Here is a 15373-nt window from a genome sequence, read left to right on the forward strand (position 1 = left end):
GTTGCGGCCTAGAGACGGGGGGCCTGGACGCTGCCCAGGGCACTGCGCAGCAAGTCGTCAACACCCAGGCCTTCCAGCTGCGCATCGGGCGAAATCATCACCCGGTGGCGCAAGGCCGGCAGGGCCTGCCGTGCCACATCGTCGGGTGTGATGAAGTCCCGTCCGTGCATGAGCGCGCCGGCCCGTGCAGCCCGCACTAGGGCCATGGTGCCGCGCGGCCCTGCCCCCGACGAAAGGCCTGGCCAGTCGCGCGTGGCGCGGGCGATGCGGACCGCATAGTCAATGACCTGTTCGTGCGCCTGCACCAGGCTGGCCAGCCGCTGCAGTTCAAGCACCTGCGCGTCGTCCAGGCACGGCCTGACCGCATCAAGCGGCAACTGGTTGCCGGCACGCTGGCCGGTGGTCAGCTGCACGATCGCCTTTTCTTCAGCATGGCTGGGGAAGTCGATGTTGATCTTGAGCAGGAACCGGTCCAGCTGCGCCTCCGGCAGAGGGTAGGTGCCTTCGGTATCGATCGGGTTTTGTGTCGCCATCACCATGAAGGGACGGGGCAGCGGCATGGCCTTTCCTTCGAGCGTGACCTGGTATTCCTGCATCACTTCAAGCAAGGCGCTCTGGGTTTTGGCTGGTGCGCGGTTGATTTCATCCGCCAGCAGCAGGTGCGTGAACACCGGTCCCTGGTGTACCCGCAGCGTGCCGATGCCGGCTTCGCTCCGGGTCGATGGGTCCAGCACGGAATGACCCGTGATGTCCGAAGGCATCAGGTCGGGCGTGAATTGCACGCGGGCGTAGCGCAGGCTCATGGCTTGCGCCAATGCGCGCGCCAGCAATGTCTTGCCCAGTCCCGGTACACCCTCAATCAGGACGTGGCCGGATGCGACCAGCGCCACCAGGGTCTGGTCGACGGCTTCCGATTGGCCGACCACGGCTTTGCCGACCTCCTGGCGCAGGGTTTGCAGCGACTCGGCTGCGCGGCTCAGTTCTTCGTTGGGAATGAATGACATGGTGTTTCTCGGTTCAGGATGAAGGAGGAGATGAAGCGGCAGATGAGGCGCTGGGTGAGGCGCCGGGTGAAACGGGAGACGTGAAAGCTGTTGGCTGCCGCGTGTCGGGCCCCGTGGCGTCGAGGCGCCGGCGGGCGGTTTCGATCAATTCGAGGTCGGCGGCCAGCACGCCGGGGTTGCGCGACCTGACTGCCTGGGCGCGTTCCAGCAACAGGGCGTCCAGGCCGGTGGCGCGTGCGATCTCGACTGTGCGTTGCTTCGGATCAAGCTGTGAAAACCGGCGCAATTGCCGGGTGGCCGACTCGTGCAGCGCGCGAAGCTGCGCTGTATGCAAGGCCTTCGGCCCGTGCATATGCAGAAAACGCGCCGTACCGCGCACTTGCTCGGCCATCGAGCGCCGGTGAGCGCTTGCGGACGCTGCCAACGGCCCGAAGCGCACGCTGGCGCGCCACAGGGCCAGCGCCAGCGCCAGCAAGCCGAGCAACAGGGCGGCCCAGGCCTGGTGCCACAGCCAGGGCATGAAGGGCTCCCGGGCCTCTTCGGCAACAAACCAGAATTCAGTGCCGGCGCGCGCCTGCAATGCCGCGGCCGCCAGCTGCGCATTGTCGGCGCGCAGCAGGTTGCTATTGTCCAGCAGGTTCCATCCACCGAGCACGGTGACCGTGCCCTGGCCGACCTGCACGCGCACGGCCTCAGTGCCGGCCGTGCCGCGCAGGGACCACAGCGGTGCGGCCAGCCGATTCACCGGCAGGTACTGGGGGCTGAAATATGCGCCGCAGGCGCGATAGACACGGCTGTCGGCGTAGCTCGCGATGACCTCGGCGGGCTCTTCCAGCGCGCGGCAGTCCATGTCCTTGACGGGTTTGGCCAACGGGCGCGGCGGCATCGCGGGCGACTCCCACTTCAAGGGGCTTTGCTCCGTGACGGGTAGCCAGTCCTTTAGCGATTTATGGCCGGCCAGGAAGCCCGGGATGACCAGATGCCCACCCTGTGCCACCCAGGCACGCAGGCGCTGCGCGCGTTCAGGGAACAGGTCCCAGTTGCGCGACACCAGCACCAGCCGGGCTTGCGGCGGCGGCATGGCATCCAGGCTTTTGTGCCGCACGACCCGCGCACCCAGGGCGACCAGCAGTTTTTCGGTGGCGTAAAGCGGGTTGGTGAGGGCCTCACCCTTGGCTGGCGTGGGTGTGTCGACGTCCACCCATTCGGTGGCCGACATCAGCCAGGCGCTACCCGCCAGCAACAGCACGCCGAGCAGGATGAGGATCAGTCGGTCCCTCATGCGATGGCTTTCGCCGGGGCGATGGATGCGCCCAGCCGCGCGTCAAATTCGGCGCACAGCGCCAGCACGCCGGCCGTGGGCGGCAGGCGTCCGCCATAGGCCGCCAGCTGCCAGGCGGTCACCAGTCGCGCGAAAAACTCCAGCGACATGGGCGCCAGCCGGCCCTCGCTGAGAGCCACGCATTCGCCTTCGGTGCTGGCGTTCCGGATGGGCACCGCATGCAGGTGGACCAGGCGGGAAAGCGCGCCGCGGTAGAGCAGCGACAGCGCGGGCCGCCGCTGGCCGCGCTGCCAGAGCGACGCGACTTCGGCGCCCACATCGTCGGGCAGGCTTTCAGGCCGTATGTCCAGGCTGCCGATATGGCTGGGCAGGGGCGCCATCCGGTGCCGGCCGCCGCCGGCCCGCACCTTCACCCAGCGCCGTATGCCGACCACCAGCCAGGCCAGGGCCAGCGCGCCCAGCGCCCACACGAGCAGGCGCGCGCCCTCGGACACCTTGGCCACCAAATCCTTGAGCCAGTTGAGGCTGTCGCGATCCTTCTTTTTGTCTTCCGGCTTTTTGTCCTGGCTCTTGAAGCGCAGGGATTTTTCGCTCTTGCTGCTGGGCAGGTTGGGATCGGCACGAACCCGGTCGGCGGCCGATTGCACCTGCTGGCGCGAGGGCGGCTCGGCTGGCGCCGCAGCCGGGTTGGCCCACGATGACATACCCGCCATCACGACGCAGGCCGCGGCCCATCGCCATGAAAAGCACCTTGCGGCGGCGTGGCGAGAAGCCATCATGGCCGGCCTTTCGCCGCTGCGGGGGTGAAAGCACGGCGGAATTCCTGTTCGATGTCCCATGCCTCGAGTTCAACGCGCCGGTTCAGGTACATCGCAAATCCGGCGGCCACAAAAAAGGGCTCGATCAAACCGACGACGAAAGCGTACACCGCTGCAAAAAGCAGGCTTTGCGCCGAAGCCTCCGAGTCGAGCAGCCAACGCCAGACGTCTCCGAAGCTGCCTTCAGGAGCGAACCACAGCAGCGCCGACAGGATTGCGAGTTCGAGCGCGATCTCGACATTGGCAAAAATCATCTGCATGCCGGCGCCCGCACCACGGCGCCCGCGCAGCAATTGGTCGCGCCGCTTGCGCCTGGCGCCGCCGCGTTGGCCTTCGAGCTGATCGACGGCCTGCGTGAATGAACGCCAGGGAGACAGGCGCCGCCACAGCAGTGTCCGGAGCAACTGGCCGCCCCAGACCATCCCACGGCGCTGCCAGAGGTCGTTCCACCGCGTGGGCTGGCCGAACACCGCGCGTGACAGGATGAACAACAAGGTACGGTCAAACCAGGGCTTGAGCCAGAAAATCAACAGCCCGGGGAGCCAGCCGGCAAACTCCGCCGTGCACAGCACCAGCACGATGACGACCACATACATGGGCAGGAAAGTGCGCCAGATGGAATCGGCATGGCGGCGCACCAGTGCGACACCCAGGTCCGCGGCTTCGGCCATGGGCCGCGGCCGCAGTGCAACGGCGAGTGCATCAACCTGCATGGTGTTTTCCGGGGTCCGCGGGGACGGCGCGCGGCCTTCCCTGCCACCCGAGGTAAGCCAGCACCAGCGCCCAGCAGGCTGCGCCCGCACCATATTTCACAGCGGGCGTGACCCATCGCGCCGAAGACCAGAAGGCCTCGACGGCGGCAGCGATCAGCAGGAGGCCGATGACGCCGTAAATCACCACGATGGCGTGGCGGGCCGCCAGCCGGAGCGCCTCTAGCCGGGTATGCCGGCCCGGCGCGATCAGTGCATAGCCCAGCCTGAGTCCCGCGGCGCCCGCCAGCACGATGGCGGTCAGTTCAAAGGCGCCGTGGGTGATGACGAAGGAGCAGAAGTTCTGCCCGTGGCCGGCGGCGATCAGGTAGCCGCCGACGGCGCCTATCTGCACCCCATTGAACAGCAGCACGCCGGCGCTGCCGACCCCGCCGAAGATGCCGGCCGCGAAGCAGCGAAAGCCGATGCCGATGTTGTGCATGACGTAATAGCCGAACATCTGCCAGTCACCACCGGCGTCGCGGTTGCGCCCGAAGGACCTTGCACTGTCGCTGTACATGCCGTCGAACTGCTGCACTTGCGCCGCGTCCATCAGGTGCAGGATGAAACCGGGGTCGCGGTAAGTCGCCAGGCCGGCAGCCAGTAGCGGCAGCACGAACAGCAGGAACGCCACCAGCAGGTAGGCCCGGTGCGCGCGTACGGCTTGCGGGAAGTCAACCAGCGCCAGCCGTCCAAGGCGCGCCAGGCCGTAGTCGTGCTGCCGGTAAATCAGCCGATGCGCGCCTTGCGTCAATGTTTCGAGCCTTTGCGTCAGGTGAACGGGATAGGCGCGAGCCTGCGCCAGCGCCAGGTGCTCGCAAACACGGCGGTAGAGGGTGGCCAGCCGCGCACCGTCGAACTTGCGCTGGGTTTCGGCGATACCGATCACCGTTTCGAGTTCGGTCCAGAGGGGCGCATACAGGGCTTCAAATTGCAGAGGCGTCATCGGCGCGCGTCTCCTTCACGCCGGCCCATCAGCCATTGCGCCAGCCCGAGCAGGCGTTGTGTGGCGCTGCTGCCTGGCACACCTGTGCCAAGCACGGGCTCTGCCAGCGCTGCGAGTTCGCCGAAACGTTCAGGGGTTAATCGCGTTGCACGGCCGGCCCAGGAGAGCACCGAGGCCTGTTCGGTCGCGGATAGCGGCCGTGCGGGGGCCAGCGGATCAGCCAAGGGAACATCGCCATGAAGCTTGACTGATTCGCTAAACACCACAAGGGTGCCGGCGGCCAGGTCACCCAGCCGTTTGCTGTCGCTGCGCCAGAGGACGCAGAGCAGTCCGGCACCAAACAGCGCCGGCATGAAGTCGGCGGCCCGCAGGAGGTTGCGGGTCAGCGAGGCGGCAGGCGTTACCGGCAGGCCGGAATCCATCACCACACGCAAGCCCATCGCGCGCTTGCCAGGGGTGGCCGCGGCGCGGGTCAACTCGAACACCACGGGATAAAACCACTCGAGGCCGAAGTAGGTCACCAGCAGGATTGCCGCGCCCGCCTTGCCCATTGCTCCGACCACTACGGCCACAGCGATAAACAGGCAGGACCGTATGGCCAGGTCAATCAGGTAGGCTTGCCCGCGTGCCACGATGCCGGCGGGCCGTAAGGACAATGTGATGCCCTCCGGTGTTTCGGCCGTGTACAGCGTGTCGAGGCGCGCGGTTGTCACAGGGCTGGGCTGCCTGTCAGATCTTGAAGACCACGGTGTCCGCAATCTCGTCATGCAGGCAGCGACGGGATTTCCGGAAAATCATCAGGCAGTCCAGCAGGGAATAGACCCACAGGACGACCACCATGATGCTGGCCGCGAACCCCGCGCCATATCGGAGGGCCAGGCGCTTGACGGAAACGGACTCTCCCGAAGGTCGGGCAATGCGTATCTTGAGCAAGACCTTGCCAATCGTCTGGCCCCGTGTCGCGAGCAGGTAGCCGTTGAGCACAAGAAAAATCAGGGCGCCGACACCCATGCTCACCAGATCGACGGACCACATGTCGCGTCCTTCCGTGTTCCAGGGATTGAAGGGCGTCAGTACCGACACCAGCCAAAGGAAGAGGGACTGAATAACAGCGTCGAGCATCACGGCGCAAAATCGCCGCATGCGACTGGCCAGCTCAGGCCCCTCTGACGCCGCGACCACGTCGTCTACGCTGGCCTGCGGCGGCGCATAGCGCGCATCGTGCTGCGGATTGTCCATCGTCCTCTCCCCATGCCTATTTTGTTGGGTTGATTCTAGGGCCTCTTAACGACATTGCTGCAAGATAGGAAGGACGTAAAAAAGGCCCGCATTTGCGGGCCTTTTGGTGAGGTGCCGCTTATGCGGCAGAGGTCGGCGCGTTTACTGGCCGGCCGATTGTTCGAAAGGCAGCTTCACAGCGCCGAGATCGCGCCTGGTCTCGACCAGCACCAGCGGGCCTTCGTCGGCGACCACCAGCGGTGGGCGCTCACGCGGTACGTGGACCGGCTTGGCTTCGGCGGCGATGGCGGCTTTGGCTTCGGCGATCTTGGCGGCATCTGAGTTGACCCACTGCAAGCCTGAGGACTGGGCGACCTGAACCAGGTCCTGCAGGGGCAAGTCGTAAGACTGAACCTTGGGCAGGCTGGCAGCAACCGGCACAGCGGCTGGCGCCGGTGCGGGGGCAGGAGCTGCTACGGGTGCGGCAACGGCTGCTGGGGTCACGTAGGCTGGAGCCAGTACAGCAACCGGAACGGCGGCAGCCACCGGTGCTACAAATTCAGGAGCTGCTTGCGCACGCTGCTCTTGGGCTTGCGGCTGATTAGGTTCCGAAAATTCGGCTTGCCCGCTTGCCTGTCCGGCTTCTGCAGGTTGCTCGCTGCGCTCACCGTTTTCGCCGCGTTCGCGGCGGTCACGGCCATAGCGGTCCCGGCTGCGGCGTTCGCGTGGCTGGCGTTGGTCTTCGGCCTGGCCGTTTTGTGCAGGGGCGATCACATTGCCGGCATCGTCCAGTACGGGGGCTGCCGCTACGGCTTCAGGATTGAAGCCGGCGCTGCCTTCAGCGGCAGCATTCTGGCCTTCGGCGCCTTCAGGGCGGTCTGTGCGGCGGTCGTTGCGACGGCCGTTGCGGTCGCCGCGGTCACGGCGGCCTTCACCACGCTCTCCACGCGGTTCACGGTTGCCTTGTGGGCGTTCGCCGTCTTGCGGTGCGCGTTCCTGGCGCGGCTCGCCGGCTTCACCGCCCATGGCGGCTGCCATGGCGGCCTGGTTGGCCAGTGCGAGGTCCTGCTCGACGGAGTCGCGCTGAATGCGCTCACCACCGCGCTCGCCACGTTCACCGCGCTCGCGGCGGCCGCGGCCTTCGCGGCTGGGGTTTTCGCTGCGGGGCTGGTCGCCGGCATTTTCAGGACGGCTTTCGCCGCGGGCTTCACCGGCTGGGCGTTCCTGGCGGCCGGCTTCGTTGCGGCCTTCCGGGTTGCGTTCGCGGCGCTCGCCGCCACGGCCTTCATTGCGGCCTTCGCCACGGCCCTGGCCCTCTGGGCGTGGTTCGCGTCCTTCGCGGTTTTCGCCTCGGCCTTCACCGCCGCGTCCTTCGCTGCGGCCACGCCCACCGCGGCGGCCGTCGCGGCCTCCGCGTTCGCCGCCACGGTCCGAACGCTCACCGCGTCCATCGCCACGGCCATCGCGGCTTTCACGTCGGCCTTCGCCGCGCTCGTCTTTTTTCACTTCTTTGGCGGCAGGTGCCGGGGCTGGCGCTTCCGCGCCGCCGAAAAGGCTCTTGATCCAGCCGAAGAAGCCTTTTTCTGCGGGTGCAGCTGCTACCGGGGCAGGGCGGCGCGACTGGGGCTTGGGAGCCGCCTGTGGCGCCACTTCCGGCTTGGGCGGCGCGATCGGCGCAGGTGCATCGGGCAAGACGCCCTTGATGATGGGCTCCTGCTTGTTGTGCTTTTCCTGGCTGCGGCGCGTGACGGTGGTCGGATCCTCGATTTCGTCGGCCATCTTGTAGCTGGCGGCGATGTTGTCCAGGCGCGGGTCGTCGTGCTTCAGGCGTTCCAGGCGGTAGTTGGGGGTTTCCAGCGTCTTGTTGGGAACCAGCAGCACGTTGATACGCTGCTTGACTTCGATCTTGGCGATCTCGGAGCGCTTTTCGTTCAGCAGGAAAGACGCCACGTCGACCGGGACCTGGCACAACACCGAGGCCGTGCTGTCCTTGAGGGACTCTTCCTGGATGATTCGCAGGATCTGCAGTGCCGAGCTTTCGGTGTCGCGGATATGGCCGGAGCCGCCGCAACGCGGGCAGGGGATGGACGCGCCTTCCGACAGGGCGGGGCGCAGGCGCTGGCGGCTCATTTCCATGAGGCCGAATTTGCTGATGGTGCCGAACTGCACGCGGGCGCGGTCTTGCCGCAGCGCGTCGCGCAGGCGGTTTTCCACGTCGCGGCGGTTGCGCGACTCTTCCATGTCGATAAAGTCGATGACGATCAGGCCGCCCAGATCGCGCAAACGCATCTGGCGCGCCACTTCGTCGGCGGCTTCGAGGTTGGTGCGGGTGGCGGTTTCTTCGATGTCGCCGCCCTTGATGGCGCGGGCGGAGTTGACGTCGACCGAAACCAGCGCTTCGGTGTGGTCAATGACGATGGCGCCGCCGGAGGGCAACTGCACGGTGCGCGCGTAAGCCGACTCGATCTGGTGCTCGATCTGGAAGCGGCTGAACAGCGGCGCGTCGTCGCGGTAGCGCTTGACGCGGTGCTCGTGCTCGGGCATCACGTGGGCCATGAACTGGCGGGCCTGCTCGTAGACGTCGTCGGTGTCGAACAGGATGTCGCCGATGTCGCTGTTGAAGTAGTCGCGGATGGCGCGGATCACGAGGCTGGATTCCTGGTAAATCAGGTAGGCGCCCTTGCCGCCCTTGCCGGCGCCGTCAATCGCGGTCCAGAGCTTGAGCAGGTAGTTCAGGTCCCACTGCAGCTCCGGCGCGCTGCGGCCGATACCGGCGGTGCGCGCGATGATGGACATCCCGTTGGGATATTCCAGCTGGTCCATGTTTTCTTTAAGCTCGGCCCGGTCTTCGCCTTCGATACGGCGGCTTACGCCACCGCCGCGCGGGTTGTTGGGCATCAGGACCACATAGCGGCCTGCCAGGGAAACGAAGGTGGTGAGGGCCGCGCCCTTGTTGCCGCGTTCTTCTTTTTCGACCTGGACCAGCAGTTCCTGGCCTTCACGGATCACATCGTTGATGCGCGCCTGGTTGACGGGCACACCCTGGGCGAAGTATTGCTTGGAGATTTCCTTGAACGGCAGGAAGCCGTGGCGGTCTTCGCCGTAGTCGACGAAGCAGGCTTCGAGTGAGGGCTCGACGCGGGTGACGACGGCCTTGTAGATGTTGCCCTTGCGCTGTTCGCGCCCTTCAATTTCAATTTCGTAATCGAGGAGTTTTTGTCCATCGACGATCGCCAGACGGCGTTCTTCAGCCTGTGTGGCGTTTACCAGCATCCGTTTCATGGGTAGCCTTCCTTATCGTTCTTCGTTTTGATGTCATGTCTTGAACATCAATCACATGCCCAAAATGGGCCAACGACGCCGGAGGGACGCAGTGCGAACTGGAGGAATTGCCGGAGAGCTTTTGACAGCGCGCGGCCGACCGAAGTGAATCGGTCAGCGACGTGGTCTGGGCGTAGGCGCGTGGATGGAGCGAGCAGGGGTCAAACGGGTGGATGCTACAAAAAGAGTAGCTGCTTGCGCCCACTGTACAAGGGCTGGCGGCTGATTTATGCCAAAAGCAGGGCCCACGAATGTCGTGAGGCGCCGCAGGCACATATAAATCAGACTGACCAGTGTTGTCATCAGAGGGCTACCGTTAAGGACTTGATCTCGACTGGATCCGCATGCAGCCTGTTGTTCATGACTTGGGCTGCACACATGGTATTCCGTAGTGTTGTTCGCAAAACGTCGACTCTTCTACCGTGCAAAGACGCTCGCCGCGAGGTGCCTTGCACTCGTCGCTTGCGGGCAATTGCCGGCGTGGGCATCGACCTTCCAGCGAGGCTGCTTGTTTGCCTTTTCAGGGCCGGGGACTTGCGTGGACTAAACTCCAGACAAATCAACCACTTACAGCGCATCGCTAGTGAAACACATTATAGGGTCAGCAAAGGGCTTGGCAAGGAAACCCGGGAAAACACCGGTATGGCCGCCCGCAGCCGTGTCCGCGCCCACCCCGGCGCCATCCACTCCACCGGCGGCGGCCCCGGCCTCGCCGCAGGCCACGCTGGTGACGGTAGATGAAGACTATGCGGGCCAGCGCCTCGACAATTTCCTGATCCGCCAACTCAAGGGCGTGCCCAAAACCCATGTCTACCGCATCATCCGAAGCGGTGAAGTGAGGGTTAACAAGGGCCGGGCGCAGGCCGATACGCGGGTGGAGACCGGCGACATCGTGCGCCTGCCGCCGGTTCGCACCTCTGAGCGGGCCGGGCAAAAGGCCGAGGCCATGGCCCAGGAAATCGCCCGCCACGGCGCGAGTTCGACTACGGGCGGCTATGCGCCGTCCCGCGAATTCCCGATTCTGTTTGAAGACGACTTTGTGCTGGCCATCGACAAACCGGCCGGTGTGGCTGTGCACGGCGGCAGCGGCGTGAGCTTCGGCGTGATCGAACAGCTGCGCATGGCCAGGCCCGAGGCTGACTTTCTGGAGCTGGTGCACCGGCTGGACCGCGAAACCAGCGGCATCTTGCTGATCGCCAAGCGGCGCATGGCGCTCAAGCTGCTGCAGGAGCAGTTCCGGGAGCGTGAAACCGACAAGGTCTACCTGGCGTTGGTCGGCGGCGACTGGCCGGCCAATCACCGCGTGATCGACAAGGCGTTGCACAAGTATTTATTGCCCGATGGCGAGCGGCGTGTGAAGGTGGTGCCCAACGACCACCCCGACGGCATGCGTTCGGTGACGCTGGTCAAGGTCAAGTCGGCTTTTCCTGCCAGTCCGCTGGCGCCCGCAACGCCCTTCACCCTGCTCGAAGTCACAATCAAGACCGGCCGCACGCACCAGATCCGCGTGCATCTGTCCAATGAGGGGCATCCGATTGCCGGTGACGACAAATACGGAGACTTTGAACTGAACCGGGCGCTGCAGAGGTCCGCCCCGGGCACGGCATCGCTCAAACGCATGTTTCTGCACGCCTGGAGCCTGAAATTTAACCATCCCAAACTGCGCAAGGTCGTGCACCTGCAGGCGCCTTTGCCGCCTGAGCTGCAGCAGTTTTTGCCGGCGCAGGTTTCCACATGATTCACAGGGGCCATGAAGCGCCTGGCTCAAACAGTGCAGCCAAGCCGATACGGGGAAGGTTCAGCGGCCTGGCCGGAACAGTGCTGATGTTTGTTTTTGCCGGTCCTGCCCTGTACGGTGTGGCGTATTACCTGGTGGCAGGTGAGCTTGGGCGCGGCGAATTCCGGTGGAGCGAAGTGCCCTCGGTCATCTTTTGGCCGCTTCTGACGGAATTCATGTTCTGGGTGTCGTGGGGGAATGTTGAAACGATGCTTCTGTTTCCGCTCCCCACCCTTTTGGCGGCCGCGGTTTTTTGGCTGTTGAACAGGCGTGTGGTGCCTTCCTTGAACGCCGTGTCTGCGTTTCGTTTTGTTGTTTCCAGATCGGCAATCTGCCTGGTGGTTTGTGTGTGCGCTTTTGTGACCTTGAATCCAGGGACAGTGACGCAGGGATGGGATGCACTGTATTTTTACAATCCCCACAACCGGCATCCGTTCGACGACTCAGGGTGGGGGTTTCTTGAAAACTATGGACCGCTGTTCCATTTGACGGTGCTCGACCTGACAAGCGTCTTGTTGGGCGCAATTCACGGGTTCTCGTCGTGGTGGCTCCGTAAAAGCCGGAACAACTGACGCCTGCATTTCAATGTATGTCCATGTGCGCGCATAGGCAGGCCTTCCCTAAGACAATATCTCCATGCAAACCCGAAATTTCGATCTGATCGCTTTCGACTGGGATGGCACGCTGTTTGATTCGACCAAAATCATCGTGCGCTGTATCCAGGCCGCGGTGCGTGATGTGGGCGGCACGGTCCCCACCGACAAGGAAGCCGGCTACGTCATCGGCCTGGGCCTCATGCAGGCGCTGGCTCATGCCGCGCCTGATGTACCCCCCGAAAAGTATCCCCAACTGGGCGAGCGCTACCGCCATCACTATGCTGCGCATTACGACGACCTGAGCCTGTTTGAGGGCGTGCTTCCCCTGCTCGACGCCCTGAAAGCGCGCGGTCACCTGCTCGCGGTGGCCACCGGCAAGTCGCGCCGCGGCCTTGACGAAGTACTGCGCACCATAGAGCTCAAGGGCGTGTTCGACGGATCCCGCACGGCTGACGAGACGGCAGGCAAGCCCGATCCGCGCATGCTGCATGAGCTCATGGCGGAGTTTGGTATTCCCGCGGGGCGCGTGCTGATGGTGGGCGACACCACCCATGACCTCCAGATGGCGGTCAATGCTGCTTGTGCCAGTGTGGGAGTGAGTTATGGCGCGCATGAGCCGGACACATTTACCGCGCTGTCGCCGCGCCATGTCGCGCATTCGGTGCAGGAACTGCACGACTGGCTGCTGGCCCACGGGTAGTTTTCGATGACGTCCACGGAACCCCGGCAAGCTTTGTGCAATAGCCGCGACCTGCTTGAAGGCGGGTTGGCAGTGCCGTTCGACGTCATTTATGCCGGGCAGACCTGCCGCGCCTTTGCGGTCCGTTACGAAGGAATGGTCCACGCGTATCTCAATCGCTGCACCCATGTCGCGATGGAGCTGGACTGGCAGCCCAACCGGGTGTTTGATACCGGGGGGCAGTGGCTTTTATGCGCCAGCCATGGCGCCGTTTACCGTCCGGATACCGGCCTGTGCGCCGGCGGGCCTTGCCAGGGAGGGCTGGTCAAAATCGAGCTTTCAGAAATTGAAGGGGTTGTTTATTGGCATTCTGCTTACAACCTTAAACCGCTACAGTTCTAATACCTCTCTAAACTATCGCCCATGAACGACCCCCATCGCCCCGACCCTCCCATGGACTCTGATTCGCTGCGCGAATCGGATTTCCGGCCCAACCAGCCGGAATCCCTTCCGCCTTATCCCCAGGCCAGAAAATCCGCCGTTGACCCTTCCGCCCCCGGCTGGGAGCGCGCGACGCTTGAGAAACTGGCTTTTGCTGCGCTCAACGAACAAAAAGCCACGCGACGCTGGAAAACCTTTGTGCGCCTGTCCTGGCTGGCGTTTTTCATCGCTCTGGTATGGATGGCACTGCACCGCGGCACGCCTGCCAGCGATGCGACTGTTCCGCACACGGCCGTGGTGGAAATAAAGGGTGAAATCGCCGCGGGCGCCGACGCCAGCGCCGAGTTCGTCAACGCTGCGCTGCGTGCCGCCTTTGAAGACGAAGGCGCCAAGGCGGTTGTGCTGCTGATCAATTCGCCGGGGGGCAGCCCGGTGCAGGCCGGCATGATGAACGACGAAATCCTGCGCCTGAAGGCCAAGCACAAGAAGCCGGTTTACGCTGTGGTCGAAGAAACCTGCGCCTCCGCCGCTTATTACATCGCTGTTTCGGCCGACAAGATTTACGTCGACAAGGCCAGCATTGTGGGCAGCATCGGTGTACTGATGGATGGCTTTGGCTTCACAGGCCTGATGGACAAGCTGGGCGTGGAGCGCCGCTTGCTGACGGCCGGCGAAAACAAGGGATTCCTTGATCCGTTCAGCCCGCAAAGTGAAAAACAAAAGGTCTTTGCACAGGCCATGCTGGACCAGATCCACCAGCAGTTCATCGCGGTGGTCAAAGCCGGCCGCGGTAAACGCCTGAAGGAAACGCCCGAGATGTTCAGCGGCCTGTTCTGGAGCGGCCAGCAGGCGGTGGAACTGGGCCTGGCCGACCAGCTCGGCAACCTTGAGTATGTGGCCCGCGAAGTGGTCAAGACCGACGAGATCATTGACTACACCCGTCGCGACAATGTGGCCGAACGGTTGGCCAAGAAGTTTGGCGCGGCGATGGGCGAAGGCGCAATGAAGGCCTTCAAGGCGATTCCGGCGCTTCGCTAGGACGACCTCTTGAGAAGGTGATGGCCCTTGCCAAAAAGCCCGCTTCGCGCGGGCTTTTTTGTTCCTGTCTGGCGCTCTAGCGGCCGATACAGAAAACGGTTGGCAATTCCAGTGGTGCCTGGAGTTTGTCGCGTTTCCAGCCGCTGACCTGCGCGCTGCGGGACCAGCCTTTGGTCATCGTCAGGCCGCAGCTCAGCGCCAGCCGGGTGTTGCCCTGCAGTGTTTGCAGCAGCGACTGGAACAAAGCCGCATTGCGATAGGGTGTTTCGATGAAGAGCTGGGTCTGGCCGGATTTGAGTGCCAGGGATTCCAGTTCCCGGATACGCTGGACGCGCTCGGCCGGTGCCTGCGGCAAGTAGCCTGCAAACGCAAAATTCTGACCGTTCAGACCGCTCGCTGCCAGCGCCAGCATCAGCGACATCGGGCCCGTCAGCGGCACAACCTCCAGCCCCAGGTCATGGGCGGCGCGTACCACCGAGGATCCGGGATCGGCAATGGCAGGCATGCCGGCTTCGCTGACCAGGCCCATGTCGCGGCTTTCCACGGCCGCCATCAAAAGGGGGCGCGCGTCGAAGTTGCCGGTGTGGTCGCCTTTTTTGTGAACCTCCCGTGGCAGCTCCTGGATTTGCTGCGACTGCAGCGGCGTGCTGAGCGGCTGCAGCGCGTCGATACGCTTGAGGTAGGCGCGCGTGCTTTTCGCGTTTTCGCAGATCCAGCAGGAGAGCCTGGCGGCGATTTGCACGGTGCCCAGCGGCATGACATCCTGCAGAGGGGCAAGGTCGTCGCAGCCGAAGTCAAGCGGTGCGGGCACCAGGTAAAGTTTCCCTTTTGTTGCGCCGCTCATGGCTGGCTCCCGCGGGCTGAAAGCAACTTCACGCCTGCGGCTTCGATGAGCCTGCAGGTGCGGATCAGCGGCAAGCCGATCAGCGCAGTCGGGTCGTCATTGTCGATCGATTCAAGCAGCGCGATGCCGAGGCCTTCGCTTTTGGCGCTGCCCGCGCAATCGTACGGTTGCTCGGTGCGCAGGTAGTTTTCAATTTCGTCATCCGTCAGCGCGCGGAATTTCACCCTCACTGCGGCCAGACTTTTCGCTTCATAACCGCTGTCCAGGCACACGACGGCCACAGCCGTCTGAAAAATGACGGTTTGCCCTCGCATCCGGCGCAGCTGGATGACGGCGTTTTCGTGGGTGCCCGGCTTGCCGAGCGGCTGGCCGTCGAGGTCTGCAACCTGGTCGGAACCGATGACAACCGCGTCGGGAAATGCCTTGGCGACAGCCCGGGCCTTGGCCAGGGCCAGCCGCTCGGCCAGTGGGCCAGGGAGTTCGCCGGCATGGGGCGTTTCGTCCACGTCGGGCGCGACCACCTCAAACGGGATATGCAACCGCTGCAGCAATTCCCGGCGATAGCGGGAGGTCGAGCCCAAAATCAGGGGGCGGTTTTGCCCGGTGTGTCTGGAGATTGCGGCAGGGTCGGAGACAGGATTCATGCCTTGATTCTCTTAC

Annotated in this window: 15 protein-coding genes; 5 read left to right on the forward strand and 10 right to left on the reverse strand. The window is 64.1% G+C overall.

Going from position 1 to position 15373, the window contains the following annotated elements; genetic code table 11:
- Positions 1–8: 8 nt before the first annotated feature.
- From AC1DWQ_RS20510 to AC1DWQ_RS20545, 8 genes are all read right to left on the reverse strand, one after another.
- A complete protein-coding gene (locus AC1DWQ_RS20510) occupies positions 9–1004 on the reverse strand; it encodes an AAA family ATPase (RefSeq protein ID WP_457279406.1) in 996 nt (331 codons plus the stop codon).
- 13 nt (positions 1005–1017) lie between these two features.
- Positions 1018–2286 (reverse strand): DUF4350 domain-containing protein, encoded by a 1269-nt coding sequence (locus AC1DWQ_RS20515; RefSeq protein WP_477671299.1) that lies wholly within the window; start codon positions 2284–2286, stop codon positions 1018–1020.
- Positions 2283–3065 carry a DUF4129 domain-containing protein gene (locus tag AC1DWQ_RS20520; protein WP_477671300.1) on the reverse strand — a complete coding sequence of 261 codons (783 nt, stop codon included), beginning with the start codon at positions 3063–3065 and terminating at the stop codon, positions 2283–2285. The genes AC1DWQ_RS20515 and AC1DWQ_RS20520 overlap by 4 nt, the downstream gene beginning before the upstream one ends.
- Positions 3062–3817, reverse strand: coding sequence for a hypothetical protein (locus tag AC1DWQ_RS20525; RefSeq protein WP_477671301.1), 756 nt, complete (start codon positions 3815–3817; stop codon positions 3062–3064). The genes AC1DWQ_RS20520 and AC1DWQ_RS20525 overlap by 4 nt, the downstream gene beginning before the upstream one ends.
- On the reverse strand, positions 3807–4799 hold the full coding sequence (locus AC1DWQ_RS20530) for a stage II sporulation protein M (protein WP_477671302.1): 993 nt from the start codon (positions 4797–4799) through the stop codon (positions 3807–3809). Before AC1DWQ_RS20530 ends, AC1DWQ_RS20525 begins: the two co-directional genes overlap by 11 nt.
- Entirely contained in the window at positions 4796–5512 is a 717-nt protein-coding gene (locus tag AC1DWQ_RS20535; protein WP_477671303.1) for an RDD family protein, read from the reverse strand. Before AC1DWQ_RS20535 ends, AC1DWQ_RS20530 begins: the two co-directional genes overlap by 4 nt.
- Positions 5513–5528: 16 nt before the next feature.
- On the reverse strand, positions 5529–6038 hold the full coding sequence (locus tag AC1DWQ_RS20540) for an RDD family protein (protein WP_477671304.1): 510 nt from the start codon (positions 6036–6038) through the stop codon (positions 5529–5531).
- A gap of 141 nt (positions 6039–6179) precedes the next feature.
- On the reverse strand, positions 6180–9299 hold the full coding sequence (locus AC1DWQ_RS20545; RefSeq protein WP_477671305.1) for an Rne/Rng family ribonuclease: 3120 nt from the start codon (positions 9297–9299) through the stop codon (positions 6180–6182).
- Between the two features lie 622 nt (positions 9300–9921).
- Between AC1DWQ_RS20545 and AC1DWQ_RS20550 the strand changes: the two genes are divergently transcribed.
- The 5 genes from AC1DWQ_RS20550 to AC1DWQ_RS20570 all read left to right on the forward strand — a co-directional run bounded on the left by AC1DWQ_RS20550 (position 9922) and on the right by AC1DWQ_RS20570 (position 13869).
- A complete protein-coding gene (locus AC1DWQ_RS20550; RefSeq protein ID WP_477671306.1) occupies positions 9922–11076 on the forward strand; it encodes an RluA family pseudouridine synthase in 1155 nt (384 codons plus the stop codon).
- Between the two features lie 86 nt (positions 11077–11162).
- On the forward strand, positions 11163–11687 hold the full coding sequence (locus AC1DWQ_RS20555) for a hypothetical protein (protein ID WP_477671307.1): 525 nt from the start codon (positions 11163–11165) through the stop codon (positions 11685–11687).
- 64 nt (positions 11688–11751) lie between these two features.
- Positions 11752–12411, forward strand: coding sequence for an HAD family hydrolase (locus AC1DWQ_RS20560; RefSeq protein ID WP_477671308.1), 660 nt, complete (start codon positions 11752–11754; stop codon positions 12409–12411).
- A gap of 6 nt (positions 12412–12417) precedes the next feature.
- The gene (locus AC1DWQ_RS20565) at positions 12418–12792 is read left to right on the forward strand and encodes a Rieske (2Fe-2S) protein (protein ID WP_477671309.1); all 375 of its coding nucleotides are present in this window, start codon (positions 12418–12420) and stop codon (positions 12790–12792) included.
- A gap of 21 nt (positions 12793–12813) precedes the next feature.
- Entirely contained in the window at positions 12814–13869 is a 1056-nt protein-coding gene (locus AC1DWQ_RS20570; protein ID WP_477671310.1) for a S49 family peptidase, read from the forward strand.
- 76 nt (positions 13870–13945) lie between these two features.
- Here the strand turns inward: AC1DWQ_RS20570 and AC1DWQ_RS20575 are convergent, their stop codons facing one another.
- Together AC1DWQ_RS20575 and AC1DWQ_RS20580 are read right to left on the reverse strand one after the other, a co-directional pair.
- On the reverse strand, positions 13946–14713 hold the full coding sequence (locus tag AC1DWQ_RS20575; RefSeq protein WP_477671311.1) for an SAM-dependent methyltransferase: 768 nt from the start codon (positions 14711–14713) through the stop codon (positions 13946–13948).
- The gene (locus AC1DWQ_RS20580) at positions 14710–15357 is read right to left on the reverse strand and encodes a Maf family protein (protein ID WP_477671312.1); all 648 of its coding nucleotides are present in this window, start codon (positions 15355–15357) and stop codon (positions 14710–14712) included. The genes AC1DWQ_RS20575 and AC1DWQ_RS20580 overlap by 4 nt, the downstream gene beginning before the upstream one ends.
- Positions 15358–15373: the final 16 nt, after the last annotated feature.

The organism is Polaromonas sp. P2_G11, assembly GCF_056403595.1.